The organism is Mycobacterium sp. TY815 (genome assembly GCF_030755135.1).
Lineage (GTDB): Bacteria > Actinomycetota > Actinomycetes > Mycobacteriales > Mycobacteriaceae > Mycobacterium.
Map to the genome: position 1 here is coordinate 1,123,510 of NZ_JAUFRX010000001.1, position 13,261 is coordinate 1,136,770.

12 protein-coding genes are annotated in these 13,261 nt (G+C 66.9%); 3 read left to right on the top strand and 9 right to left on the bottom strand.

The features are described from left to right. Window positions 1-10: 10 nt before the first annotated feature. Window positions 11-1,225: a cytochrome P450 gene (locus tag QXK92_RS04815; protein ID WP_306240533.1), complete on the bottom strand. Its 1,215-nt coding sequence runs from the start codon at window positions 1,223-1,225 to the stop codon at window positions 11-13. A 190-nt stretch (window positions 1,226-1,415) separates the two neighbouring features. On the opposite strand from QXK92_RS04815, the gene QXK92_RS04820 reads away from it, so the two are divergent. Continuing rightward, window positions 1,416-1,967, top strand: a complete 552-nt coding sequence (locus tag QXK92_RS04820) for a TetR/AcrR family transcriptional regulator (RefSeq protein ID WP_306240534.1) — start codon at window positions 1,416-1,418, stop codon at window positions 1,965-1,967. 4 nt (window positions 1,968-1,971) lie between these two features. On the opposite strand, the gene QXK92_RS04825 is transcribed toward QXK92_RS04820, so the two are convergent. Together QXK92_RS04825 and QXK92_RS04830 are read right to left on the bottom strand one after the other, a co-directional pair. Continuing rightward, window positions 1,972-2,793 carry a DAPG hydrolase family protein gene (locus QXK92_RS04825; RefSeq protein WP_306240535.1) on the bottom strand — a complete coding sequence of 274 codons (822 nt, stop codon included), beginning with the start codon at window positions 2,791-2,793 and terminating at the stop codon, window positions 1,972-1,974. Beyond that, window positions 2,793-4,133, bottom strand: coding sequence for an FAD-binding oxidoreductase (locus QXK92_RS04830; RefSeq protein WP_306240537.1), 1,341 nt, complete (start codon window positions 4,131-4,133; stop codon window positions 2,793-2,795). The genes QXK92_RS04825 and QXK92_RS04830 overlap by 1 nt, the downstream gene beginning before the upstream one ends. A gap of 66 nt (window positions 4,134-4,199) precedes the next feature. Here QXK92_RS04830 and QXK92_RS04835 point away from each other — a divergent pair, with 66 nt between their 5' ends. After that, entirely contained in the window at window positions 4,200-4,946 is a 747-nt protein-coding gene (locus QXK92_RS04835; RefSeq protein WP_306240538.1) for an IclR family transcriptional regulator, read from the top strand. 79 nt (window positions 4,947-5,025) lie between these two features. Here the strand turns inward: QXK92_RS04835 and QXK92_RS04840 are convergent, their stop codons facing one another. From QXK92_RS04840 to QXK92_RS04865, 6 genes are all read right to left on the bottom strand, one after another. Further along, window positions 5,026-5,316, bottom strand: coding sequence for an ANTAR domain-containing protein (locus tag QXK92_RS04840; protein WP_306240539.1), 291 nt, complete (start codon window positions 5,314-5,316; stop codon window positions 5,026-5,028). A gap of 166 nt (window positions 5,317-5,482) precedes the next feature. Continuing rightward, a complete protein-coding gene (locus QXK92_RS04845) occupies window positions 5,483-6,847 on the bottom strand; it encodes a wax ester/triacylglycerol synthase domain-containing protein (protein WP_306240540.1) in 1,365 nt (454 codons plus the stop codon). A 118-nt stretch (window positions 6,848-6,965) separates the two neighbouring features. After that, complete coding sequence (locus QXK92_RS04850; RefSeq protein WP_306244198.1) at window positions 6,966-8,243, bottom strand: D-arabinono-1,4-lactone oxidase; 1,278 nt, start codon at window positions 8,241-8,243, stop codon at window positions 6,966-6,968. Between the two features lie 2 nt (window positions 8,244-8,245). Further along, complete coding sequence (locus QXK92_RS04855; protein WP_306240541.1) at window positions 8,246-9,451, bottom strand: M28 family metallopeptidase; 1,206 nt, start codon at window positions 9,449-9,451, stop codon at window positions 8,246-8,248. A 28-nt stretch (window positions 9,452-9,479) separates the two neighbouring features. Next, window positions 9,480-10,718: an amino acid deaminase/aldolase gene (locus tag QXK92_RS04860; protein WP_306240542.1), complete on the bottom strand. Its 1,239-nt coding sequence runs from the start codon at window positions 10,716-10,718 to the stop codon at window positions 9,480-9,482. Between the two features lie 180 nt (window positions 10,719-10,898). After that, entirely contained in the window at window positions 10,899-12,119 is a 1,221-nt protein-coding gene (locus QXK92_RS04865) for a CaiB/BaiF CoA-transferase family protein (protein ID WP_306240543.1), read from the bottom strand. A 226-nt stretch (window positions 12,120-12,345) separates the two neighbouring features. Between QXK92_RS04865 and QXK92_RS04870 the strand changes: the two genes are divergently transcribed. After that, window positions 12,346-13,209, top strand: coding sequence for a mycofactocin-coupled SDR family oxidoreductase (locus QXK92_RS04870; RefSeq protein ID WP_306240544.1), 864 nt, complete (start codon window positions 12,346-12,348; stop codon window positions 13,207-13,209). Window positions 13,210-13,261: the final 52 nt, after the last annotated feature.

Below are 13,261 nucleotides of genomic sequence, written 5' to 3' on the forward strand. Positions count from 1 at the left end.
GCGCCACAAGCTATTTGATCATCAGCTCCAGGTGTTCCAGCCGGCGTACCAGCAGGCTCGGCAGCCAGGGACCGACGTCGGCCGCCTCGATGACGGTGGTGCGGTCCAGCAGTAGCCGCAGTGCGATCTGAGCTTCCAGACGTGCGAGTGCGGCACCGACGCAGAAGTGCGCGCCCCTGCCGAAGCTGAGGTGTCCCTTCGCCGTGGAGCGGTCGAGCCGGAACTGCGCGGGGTCGTCGAACTGGCTGGGATCGCGATTGGCCGCGCCCCACATCAACATCAGATGCGAGTCGGCCGGCAGCTCGACACCGGCCAGGCTGGTGTCGGTGCGCACATGCCGGTAGTGACCACGGAACGGCGGTTCGTAGCGCAGTGTCTCCTCGATGAAAGGGGTGAGCAGAGCCGGGTTTTCACGCAACCGGCGCTGAACGTCGGGACGAGTGGCCAGGATCCAGGCGGCACTGCCCAGCAGCGAAGCGGTGGACTCCCCGCCCGCGGCGAACAGGGTCACCATCATCACCTGCGCGGCGATGGTGTCGATCTCCCCCGCGGTGCAGGCCGCCGACAGCTCGCCCAGCAGGTTCTCCCGGGGGTCGGCCACTGCACGGCGGAAGCACTCGGTGATGAAGCCGTTGAGTTCCAGCAATGCGACGCCGGCCGCGGCGAGCTGATCCTGACTGACCAGTCCTTCGAGCAACTGAGTGGCGGCGTAACCCCATTGCACCAGCTGCGCGATGTCAGCATCGGGAACACCGATCAGCTCCGCCACCACCATCATGGGCAGGCGGTTGGCCACCGATCCCATCCACTCGATACGCCCATCGTGCAGTCCCTCGCGCCAGAGCCGGTCCGCGGCGGTCGCCGTGAACTGCTCGATGGCCCGGATCCGCTTGGCGGCCAGGTGCCGGACCAGCAGTTTGCGATGCACCGCGTGCACCGGGTCGTCAGCGGTCGCCAGCACCTGAGTGGGCCCGCCGAGGGCGTCCATGGTGAATGCCCGCACGTTGCCGTCGGGCGTATACGTCATGGTCGCGGTCAGGTTCGAGGAGAAGTCCCCGGTCCGGCTGATGGCCTCGTTGACGGCAGCCCATTCGCACACCACATAGAAGTCCGAGTCGGCCACCCGATGCACCGGGCCCGCGCTGCGCAGGCGCTCGTAGAGCGGATAAGGATCCTGGATCGAGGCGGCGTCGAAGAGCTCGACGGCATCATGGACAGCGATCATGTACCCAGCCTGCGGAGTCGATACCCGCTGGTCAAGGGCACATTGTGAAGTCGAGACCGGTTGCCGGCGGACCGTCGCTCGAGCTGTCTCAGCCAAGCGGCACGACCTGCGGCTACTGTGAGAGCAATGTCCACGATCGTCTCAATGTTGAGAAAAATAGTCGTGCGCTTCTCGCGGGGTCGGGTGAGCGATGCCGGCTGACGACTGGGTGATCGGCGCCGACCGGCGCGCGATGGCCGCGGAGCGCATCTATGCCGCCGCCACCGACTTGATCGCCCGCCACGGGCTCGACGCACTGGACATCGACCAGCTGGCGGCGAACGTGCACTGCTCCCGGGCGACCGTATATCGGTATGCCGGCGGCAAGGCCGAGATTCGCGACGCCGTGCTGCGCCGGGCGGCAGCCGGCATCATCGACTCGGTGCGTTCGGCAGTAGCCGGACTGAGCGGACAAGAACGAGTCGTTACCGCCATCACCCTGGCGCTCAAGCGAATTCGATCGGATCCGATGAGCCGGCTGATGCTGAGCTCGGGCGCCGACGCGATGGGCGGACTCACCGCGTCGCCGTTGCTCGCCGACCTTGCTTCCGAGCTCGCCGGCCTGGCCGACACCGACCCCCAGGCCGCGCAGTGGGTGGTACGGGTGGTGCTGTCGCTAGTGTCGTGGCCCGCGGAGAATGCGGCCGCCGAACACGAGCTGGTACAGCGGTTCGTCGCACCGGCGTTCGGCGACAAGCCCTGATCAGTTACTCGTCACCGAAGCTCTCGTAGAGCTGGGGCAGAAATCCGGCCAGATGGTTCATCTCCTGGGCGCAGTGCACCAGCAGGTTGCGCCCGCTGGTTTCGGCGTTACCCAGGATTCGGGAAGCGATGGGACGCACCGCTTTCGATGCGACCCCCGGAGCGTTGCGCACGGCGATGTGCGGGCCACCCATCCAGAAGCGGGACCGCATCTCGGATCCGGCCTGGGTCGAGCGGATGTGGTGGATGAACCAGCCGACATCCACCGGCGCATCGCCGGAGCCCAACCGGGCGCAGATAGCCACGGCGTCGTCGGTGTCGGGAGGCAGGCCCATCGCCGCGGGCTCAACGAATTGTATTGCCCCGCTGAGCATCGCCGAGCCGATGTACTCGTTGATCATCGACCAGCGGCCGATGTAGCGTTGCGCGCCCCGGCGACCGGCGTCCGCGTCGTCCTGGTTGCCGTCCTTCCAGGCTGCCGACAGATGCGCCCGCGGGTGCCACAACTTGTAGCGGCGGCTGTCGCATCCGTGCCAGCCGAACCACCATGACCACATCCCCGGTGTGACACCGGGCATGTCGGTGCGCACCGAGACCTGATAGCTGCCGTCTTCGAGTACGCCGTAACCGTTCTCCGTCTGCTGGTAGCCGTCCTGCGCGACGGCGGCGGCCTGGTCGAAGGCCGCCAGCGCCATGCCGCCCTGCGGCCCGTGCTGCAGCGCCTCGACGACATGCTGTGGCAGCGGCGCCATCTCGGGTTTGAAGAACTTGCCGAACGGGGTGTCGGCGTCGTCGCCCCGGTAGCCGAGGTAGAGATCGGCGGCCATCAGAGTCGTCCCATCCAGCTGTTGAACAGACCGTCGGGGTCGTAGGTCGCGCGCGCCTTGTCGAGCCGCGCCATGGCATCGTCGGTGGCGAAGCGGGCGGGGCGCTGACCCAGGTTCTCGTCGGCCAGCTGGATGCCGGTTGCCAGGTGAGACATCGCCTCCATGTTCGAGCGCGCCCAGTCGCCGTACTTCGCGTCGTCGGCCGGGTCCTTCCAGGAGCCGTACAGCGCGAGGTAGATCTCGTCCTCGACGCTGTAGGCCATGTCCTGACGCGCCGGCGACGGCCCCCAGTTCAGCCACAGGAAGTGTGACGGCGACGGCGGCAGTGTGTTGACGATGTTGCGGATCCCCGGCAACAGATCCTCCGCCGACGCCGAGGTCCACATGTTGTCGGCCGTATAGCGGTGGTCCTCGAGGTAATGCGTCATCACGACGTCGTACCAGGTGGGCAGATCCGTTGGCATGTAGGGGTTTTTGACCAGTGCGCGGTCGACGACCGGACACGTCTCGAACACCGCCAGGGCCTGCTTGGCCTCTTCCTCGGAATCGGCGAACGCCGGTGATGCCATGACGATCGCCGGGATGTCGAGGCCCATCTCGGGAACGCTCGCCGTCGCGATGATTTGCATCTCGACCCGGCGGTCCACATCGGCGCTGACGTTGCGGGCCCAGGTGTACACCTCGTCGGCGAGGTCGAGGGGGTAGACGTACACGCTGGTGCCACAGACCGCCGGGCGCGGATAGACCTTCAGATAGAAGGAGGTGACGACACCGAAGAAGCCCGGACCGGCGCCGCGCGCGGCCCAGTAGAGTTCGGGATGATTCTCTGCGTCGCAATGGATTTGCTCGCCGTCGGCGGTGATGACGTCGAGTGCGGTGACGCTCTCGCAGGCCGGCCCGTAGATCCGGCTGTTCCAGCCGTACCCGCCCTGCAGGAGGTAACCACCCAGGCAGACCCCCTTGCAGTGGCCGCCGGGGAAGAACAGATTCTGTGCCTGCAGGTCGGCCATCAGCAGGCTGCCGCCCTTGCCGGGACCGGCGACGGCGGTCATGTTGTCGGGGTCGATGGAGGCGTGGTCGAGACGGCTGACGTCGAGCAGGAGGGCGCCGTCGCGAAGATGACTGGCCGCGAAACTGTGCCCGCCCGACTTGATGCTGACCTTGTGTCCGTGCGACCTGGCGTACGCGAGACCGGCTTTGATGTCGTCCGCGTCGGTGGCCTGCACGATCACCTCGGGATAACGGTCGGGCACTTTCTGGTGCCAGACGCTGTCCCGCCGGGCCGGTTCGTAGCCGTCATCACCACGGAAGTAGTGTCGCCCGGCAGGTAGCGCGCTCATCTGGAACTCCTTTGATCCCTATTTCGGTCCTTCACAGTCCGCTATGCGGCACACTATAGTGGAAGTGTGGGGCAAACGGAACGGACTTCGACGACGAATCGTGACGAGGGAATTCAGGTGCTGCGCCGTGCGGCGGCCGCCTTGGACGAGATCGCCGCCGAGCCCGGACATCTGCGTCTGGTCGATCTCGGTGAACGCCTGGGATTGGCCAAATCGACGGTGCGCCGGCTCCTGGTCGGCCTGGTCGAAGTCGGCCTGGTCAGCGTCGACTCGAATGGTCGTTTCTCCCTTGGCGATCGGTTGCTCGGCTTCGGCAGCGCCACGGGCGCGCACATCGCGGCGATATTCCGGCCGACCATCGAGCGGGTCGCCTCGGCCACCGACGGGGAAACCGTCGACCTCTCGGTGCTGCGGGGGCAGCGAATGTGGTTTGTCGACCAGATCGAGTCGTCACACCGCTTGCGTGCGGTATCGGCGGTCGGGGTCCGTTTCCCGCTGGCCGGCACCGCCAACGGCAAAGCGGCACTGGCGGCACTCGACGACGCCGACGCCGAGGCCGCGCTGGCCCGGATGCCCCCGGAGGTGGCCGCCGCACTGCGCCCGGAGATCGCTGAGATCCGTTCCACCGGAATCGCTTTCGATCGAGATGAGCACACGGCAGGAATCTCGGCGGCCGCTATCGCGCGACGCTCGGTGGGAGACAACGTGATCGCGATCTCGGTGCCCACTCCCACCGAGCGGTTCGCGGAGAAGCAGGACCAGATCGTGGCTGCACTGCGCGTCGCCGCCGAGTCGACGGCCTGGACCCGCTGACTTCAGGCCGCGATACTTCCCTTTACCGCGGCCGTTCGGTGTCCGGCACTGTTATTCAGTGGGCCGTTCAGCAGTCCATTCAGCAGGAGGATACGGCGGACGCGACGAAGAGGTCGCCCCATTCATGCCGTGCGGCCGACTGCGCTTCGATAAAGCTCGGCGTCTCCTCCCCCTCGCCGGCCAGGTGCACCAGCGCCCAGGCCATCTCGTAGACCGGGACCCGGTGGCGTTGTGCGGCGCCGTGCAGCTCATCGAAGGCCGTGCCGGAACGGCACCGGCGCAGACCGATGAGGATGCCGCGTGCGGTGTCGAGCAGCCGACCTGAGTTCGAGTCAGAGGGAATCTGGGTAGGAGCCCAGCTTGCCGTCATACCTTTCTTACCTCCTGCCGTCCATCACCGGCGAAATCCTTGCAGGTGAGGACATCTCGCCGGAGGTGCGCCACAAACGGCGCACCGTGCCATGATTTGCGGGTCTGCGCGATTGCGCCAGGGTGCGGCCCGTTTCGATACCGAGCTGTAAGTGCCCCGATACCGATCAGTCAGCCAGCGCCAGCACCTCGTCGAAGCCTGCGACCAGCGCTTCGTGGAATACGTCCTCGTCGGGGATGGCCGCGGTGTCGACGTTGATGCCCAGGGCGCAGGTGTCCACATAGGTCAGCAGCGTGACATTGACCGACGAGCCGATCGTCGGGCCGAAAGCGTATTGCCCGCGCACCGCGGCACCGCCGAGGAACACCGGTACGGGAATGCCCGGCACGTCACTGGTCAGGAAATCGACATGGCGCAGCACCGAACCGATATACCAGCGCGGCATCAAGTTGAGAACGCCGGCGATCAATTGGGTATGCGGGAGCGACTTTTCGTTGCGCACCGCGCCGACGCGCCGGTGAATCTCTTCGATCCTTTTCGCGGGATCGGGCTCGCCGACCGGCACGTCGAACCGCATCAGGGTGATCTTGTTGCCACCCATGTCATCGCCTTTGGTCCGCAGACTGATCGGCATCGTCAGGTGCAGGTCTCCCACGGCGACCCCGTGCTTTTCGTGGTAACGACGCAACCCGCCCGCCACGCCCGCGACGAACGCGTCGTTGAGTGCGCCGCCGCAGCGGTGTGCCGCCTCCCGCAGCTTCGGGCGTGACACTTCGTGCACGCTGAGACGACGGATCAAGCTGCGCTCGGTGGTCAGCGGGGACCCGGTCCGGTTCAGCGGCCGCACCGTCCGGTAGACGGATGCGGCGCTGGCCGCGGCCGAGCGCACCGTCGCGATGGGCCTGCGAACTCCGTCATACATCAGGCGAGGTGCCCGCCTGGCGGTGCCCAGCACCGCGTTGCTCAGCAGAGAAGTGTTGTACCGCAACGTGTCCCGGTAGCCATCCAGCCAGGTGGAGGCGGGCACCCGCGGTTGCTCCGGCAGCGGCTCGTGCGGGTAGAGCTCCTCGGAAAGGTCGAACAGGTTCATCGCGATCTGCACGCCCCCCACCCCGTCGGTCAGGGCGTGGTGGAACTTGCAGATCACGGCCGCGCCGCCGTCCTGCAGGCCCTCGACCAGAGTCGTCTCCCACAGGGCCCGGGCCCGGTCGAAGTCCTGCATCTCGGCCAGGCGTGCCATCTCGAGCACATCGTCGAGGGTTCCGGATCCGGAAACCGCCGTGCGCCGCATGTGATAGTCGAGGTCGAAGTCCGGGTCGGGCTCCCACCGGGGCGGGGCCGGTGGCGGGGACTCCACCACGCGCTGCCGGAACATGGGCAACTTGCGACTGATCATGTCGAAACGGTCGCGTACTTCGTCCCAGTCCGGGGTGCGGTCCAGTAACACCACGCTGACCACCGTCGACCGCAGCCGCGGGTCGCTTTCCATCGCCCAGGTGAAGGCGTCGCTGTTGCGCAAGAATTCAGTCATGTTCGCTCCCGGTCGTAAACCTACGACCAGCAACGTCCCGCGTCAGCACCAGATTGGCAGCCAATGACTTTGGTCCCCACAGGTGGGGCCGTTCGTCAATCCACGCGCCGGCGTCTCGTCAGTTTCCGAGCACTCGCCGGGTGTAGTCGTTGCGGAAGACGCGGTCGGGGTCGAGGCGGTCCCGAACCGCGATGAACCGGTCCCAGTCCGGGTAACGCTCGCGCAGGGTGGCCGCGTTCTGGTAATGCCGCTTCCCCCAGTGCGGCCGGCCCTGGTACTCGTCCATGATCTCCTCGACGGCGCGGAAGTAGGTTTCGAATTCCATGCCGCTGAACTGATGGACCGCGATGTAGCAGGTGTCCCGGCCGTACGCGGTGGACAGGAATGCGTCGTCAGGCGCGCTGAACCGCACTTCGAGGGGGTACATGATCGGCAGGTTGCGCCGGCGCACCAGCTCGATCACCCGCTGCACCGCTTCGTTCGCGTGCTCGCGGGGTATCGCGTACTCCATCTCGGTGAATTTGACGTTGCGGGCGCTGGCGTAGACCTTCCACCCGTGGTCCTGGACGCTGGACGGTGACATGAGGCTTGTCATCAACCGGTTCAAACGCGGTGCGGTGCTGGGGAATTGGCGGCCGGCGCGGCAGATCACGTTGAGGCCGGCGTTCTCGAATCCCTCGCCGAGTTTCTTCTTCCACACCGGGCCGGGCCGCGGCGGTTCGTTGCTGCGCCGGGTGGTGCGCGTCAGCGCGGTGTCTCCATAGGGGAACACGAAGAACTCGAAGTGGTCGTTGCCGTCGACGTCGGCGTCGAGTCGCTCCAGCGTTTCGGTCAGTGGGCGCAACTCGTCCTCGCGGTGCAAGGTGAACAGGGGCACCACCCTCAGGGTCACCTGGGATATCACACCCAACGCGCCCAGCGAGACCCGCGCCGCCAGGTAGTCGTCTCCCTCAGAGACCTCCAGCACATCGCCGGTGGCGGTGACCACCCGCGCCGAAACGATCTGTGCCGAAACGTTTTTGAAGCGCGCTCCGGTGCCGTGCGTGGCGGTGGCGGTGGCTCCGGTGATCGACTGCTTGTCGATGTCGCCCTGGTTCTCGATGCCGAACCCGTGCGTCGCCAATTCGGCGAAGAGTGGATGCAGCTTGGCGCCGCCCTGGACGGTCGCCAGTCCGTTCGCCTTGTCGACGTTGATCACCCGCTGCAGGCCGGTCATGTCGATCATGACGCCGTCGGTGCAGGCGCAGTCGGTGAACGAGTGGCCGCTTCCCACCGCGCGGACCCGCTGTCCCCGACCGGACGCCCGGCTCACGATGTCGGAGAGCTCGGCCTCCGACGCGGGCCGCTCGATCGTGACCGGTGCGCAGATTTGGTCACCGGCCCAGTTCTTCCACATGTTCATCGCACCAGCTCCCGTGCTACCGATTCCGCGACCGTGACTGCGTGAATCACGGTCTCATACACCAGATTTTCTGGCGTATCCGACATTTGGTGATAGTTGGACAGCGCCTTGTGGCGGTCGATCGAAGAGAAGCAGGCGGTGGGGTAGCCCGCGCGGCTCATCAGGACGGCGTCGGTGCTGTTGCGCGATCGCATGCCGCGGCGCAGCGGCGCTCCGGCGCGTTCGGCGGCCCGCACCACCAGATCCCGGAACGGCCGGTAGAAGTAGTCCTCCATGACTGTGGTGCCCTCGCCCTCGAGCATGATGAGCTCGGGTGAACCGACGGTGTCGAAGTTCAGGAAGTAGGTGCGCTCGCGGTCGAGTTCCGGCTTGTGCCGGGCCATGAAACCGTAGATGCCGCCCTGCAGTTGCTCCTCGGCTCCGAGCGAGACCAGCAGCACCCGCACGCCCGGCACGGGCCGGTCACGCAGCCGCTCGGCCAGGGCCACCAGCAGCGCGACCGCCGAGAGGTTGTCGTTGGCGCCAGGCACTATCGGGCTGCGGGCGATATCGGTGAACGCGGCCACTCCGATCGCGCTCACCGCCGCTCCGGCGAGCATCATGGCGCGGCTGCCCCGCAGGGCCCCCACCCCGGCAAGGGCGGGCGCGAAGATGGTCGGCCACCAGTTGGGCAGCGAGGTGTCCACCCGCTCGACGATTCCGGGGAACCATGCGACCGCGTACTCCTGCAGCTTGGAGTCGAAGAACTTGCCACTGTGCGCGGCGTCGTGGTGGGCGCACACCACCAGCGTGTGCTCACCCGCCGGGTCGCCGGCTTCGGCAACCACGTTCCAGGTGGTCCGGGAGTTGTGCAGCGTCTTGCGCACCACCCGTGCGCCGTTGGAGCAGTCGTCGGCGATGGCCAGTCCGGCACCCAGTCCGGCCAGCGCCGCCGGCGCACGCAACCGCCGGCTGAGCAGACCCGCCGCGGCGGCCGCGACCCCGACGGCCGACAACTTGGCGTGCAGCCGCGGATATCCGTCGTAGAACTGCTCCTCCTCGATGCGCGCCTGTCGCGCTCCGGCCGCGCGCAGCCGCTCGACGATCCAGACGGCCGCCCGGTGTTCTCCCGGGCTGCCGGCACCCCGCTCGATGGGTGCGAGTGTCTCGATGACTTCGCGCAACGTGTCGAGTTCCGTCGGCCCTGCGGCGGTCGCGGTCATGGCAACTCCTGTGTGTGCATCAGATCCATCAGAGGAAGGTGCACCCCTCACCCCGGTAGGTCGGGACCGTGTCGACTATCGCAGCGCCGCGTACCAGATGCAGGCGGTCGAACCGCTCGCACAGTTCGCCCGCCTTGGTGTGGCGGAAGTACACCTTGTCGCCGATCTTGAGGCTGCGGGCCGCGTCGCCGGTGAGCGGGGTCTGGACTTCACCGGTGCCCTCGACCGAATTGAGCGCCAGCCCCGCCGGCAGATAGGGGGTGGGCATCCGGTCCTTGGCGCCGACGCCGCTGGCCAGGTAGCCACCGCCCAGCGCGGTCACCGTCTGGTCATCGGGCCTGCGACACACCGGCAGTGCGAACATCGCCGCCGGCTGCAGCGTGAACGACGAATAGGAGTCGAAGAGCGTCGGCGCGTAGAAGCCGGATCCGGCGGTCGCCTCGGTCATCGCCGGTTCCTGCGCGACCAGCTGCAGGTCGCCGGTGCCGCCGGCGTTGACGATCTCTAGGTCGGCCACCTCGCGGACCAGCTCGACGGCGCGGGCACGTCGCTCCCGCAGTTCCGCGATAGACCGCCGCTGCATGAACCCCACGAGGGCGTTCTGCAGATGCTTTCCGGCGACATGGTCACCGAACCCGGCGATGTGGCCCTCATAGGACATCAGTGCGACGAGTTTCAGATTGGCGCGCCGCGCGATGTCCTGCGCCAGGGCCCGCGCCTGCTCGGGGGTGTGCAACGGCGAGCGCTTCGGGCCGATCTTCACGCGACCGCCGGCCGGCCAGAATCCGGCGTCGAGATCGAGGCACAGCCGCACCGGCTGGTTTGTGGCGCTCTGGATCAGGTCGAGATGGTCGACACTGTCGACCATCACGATCGGCGCACCGTCGGGATCTGCGGCGGTGAGCTCCCCCAGTTCGCGCAGCGCAGCACGGTCGGTGCTGGGATAGGCGAGCAGGAGATTGCGGAAGCCGTGGCCGGCCAGCCACAGCGTTTCCCGCAGGGTAAAGGTCATCAGCCCGTCGAAGCGCTCGTTCGAGTCCAGGATCTGGCGTTGTATCGGCCTGCACCGCAACGACTTCGACGCGACGCGAATCGGCTTTCCGCCGGCGCGGGCGAGCAGCTGGGCGGCGTTGCTCCACATCGCGTCGAGATCGACGAACGCAAAGGGCGCATCCAGATCGGCGAACGCCTCTTCATAGCGCTGCAGTCGGCCCTGGATATCGAGCCTGACCTGCCCCTGCGGAGGTGGCTGGTGGGCGGCATTCACGCCGTCACCTTACTGAACATTCGCCCAATTGCCGCAACATGACCGTAACCGGGTCGGCAGTGTGTGCAGTTTGCCGTCGACGGCGTCCGATTCTGTGCAGAATGCCCTGCCCCGGTCCGCCGGCTTCGTGCCCCGAACCCGCCGCAGACCGCCCGTTCCGCCGCACCCGGCGGCAGGTGGTCAGAGGATGGCTTTGACGTCCTTCGCGTGCGCGATCTGGTCCCAGTCCACATCCAGTTCGAGCAGGATCTCCTCGGTGTGCTGGCCGTGTTCCGGCGCGCGGGTCGGACCCGGTGGCGTCTCGTCGAATTGCACCGGCGCAGCGACGATCCGGTATTTCTCGCCGTGGTCATCGACGTTGGTGATCACGTAGCCGTTGGGCTCCACCTGCGGGTCGTTGAGGGTCTCGCGCGGAGTCGCCAGGGCACCCCAGACACCCGGTTCGTCGTGCAGGACCTGCCGCCAGTGCGCGAGGTCGTGAGCGGCAAACGCGTCGGCGAAGATGGCGGTGGCGTCGGCGGCATTGGCGATCAGGTTCGCCGACGGCACGAATCGCTCGTCGTTGGCCAGCTCCGGCAGGCCCATCCGCCGACAGAACCCGGCCCAGAATTTATCCGGCTGCAGAAAGACCAGCTGGATCCATCTGTCGTCCTTGGTCTTGTAGCGGGCCACCAGCGGATTGATGGCCAATCCCGGTGGCGCTCCGGGGATTCCATCGATATCGAACAGATCTGCCACGGAGATCGACGGCGCGATGGCCCACATCGCCTGCGCCAGCAGGGAAGAGTCCACGATGCTCGGCTCACCGGTGCGCTCACGGTGAAACAAGGCGGCACAGACCCCGCCGGCCAACGTCGCGCCACCCTGCAGGTCACCGAAGGCGGGTCCCTGCACAGCCGGGTTCTCGGTGCCGAAGGGGGTCAGCGTGTACGCCACTCCGCCGCGCGCCAGATAGGTGGCAGCGTCGAAGCCGCCACTGTCGCGGTCCGGGCCGCGCACCCCCAGGCCGGTCCCCCGGGCAATGATGATGCCGGGATTGAACGAGCGGATGTCCTCCACCGTCAGCCCGGCCCGCTCCAGGGCACCCGGCAGCCAGTTGGTCAGGAAGACGTCCGCGGACGCCAGCAGCCGCCCGAACAGTTCGCGGCCCGTGTCGGTCTTGATGTCGATGGCGATGCTGCGCTTACCCCGGTTGCTCAGCTCCAGAATGAAATCGACGTCGGCCCGCGCCGCCTGACGGGTGAAACCGCCGACGACCAGCGCCCGCCCGGGATCACCGGAGGCCACGCCCTCCACCTTGATGACGTCAGCCCCCCAGTCCGACAGGGCGACTCCGGCCGACGGCACATAGGTCCAGGACGCCAGCTCGACCACCCGAACACCGCTGAGCATGCCCGCCATCGTCAACCCCCTCGGTTGCCCGGTTCATTCCTTGCTATTTTAGATATTCTAGCTACTGTAAGCCATATTGGTAGCCCGACTGCAGCCATGCCCGCTCGGTGCGGCTGTTCGTGGAGAGATGCGATGGAAGCCGGCCACTGGTCAGATCACCCAGCTCTTTCCACGACGAATGACGTTGGGCCACAGAGCCAATCGTGCAGACAAGCACCGGGGTGAGGGGCGGGACGTGGGCCGAGTAACCGGAAAGGTAGCCGTTGTCAGCGGTGCCGCTCGGGGGCAGGGACGATCCCACGCGCGGATGCTGGCGGCCGAGGGCGCCGACATTATCGCGGTGGACCTGTGCCAGGACATCGAGACCAACGAGTATCCACTGGCACGGCCGGAGGACCTCGAGGAAACCGCGCGACTGGTCGAGAAGGAAGGGCAGCGGGTGTATTCGGCGATCGCCGACGTCCGCGATCGTGCCGCGCTGTCGGCCGCCATCGACGACGGCGTCGCCGAGTTGGGCCACCTCGACATCGTGGTCGCGAACGCCGGCATCTGCCCGCTGACCGCGGGCCTGCCGCCACAGGCCTTCGCCGACGCCGTGGACGTCGATCTGGGCGGCGTGCTCAATCTGGTGCACGTCAGCCTCAAACACCTGCATGCCGGCGCGTCCATCATCGTCATCGGGTCCAACGCCGCGTTCATGTCCTCGATGAACACCACCGGAATCGACGGCGGGCCGGGAGGCGCAGGGTATGCCTTCGCGAAAATCGCTGCGGCACACTATGTGAACGACTTTGCGCGGGCGCTGGCACCGTTCTCCATCCGCATGAACGCGGTGCACCCCACCAATGTGAACACCGACATGCTGCACAGCGCGCCGATGTACCGGGCGTTCCGGCCCGACCTGCCCAACCCGACTCGCGAGGATGCCGAACCCATCTTTCCGTTGGTCCAGGCCATGCCGGTCCCCTACGTCGAACCCGAGGACATCAGCGAGGCCGTGCTGTTCCTGGCCTCCGATGCGGCGCGCTACATCACCGGCCAGCAGTTGCGTGTCGACGCCGGTGGGTTCCTCAAAGTCAAACCATGGTCGGGCTCGTAACGCTTGCAACGGAACTGGAGGCATCAGGTGAACGAGCGCCGGCTCTACGAAC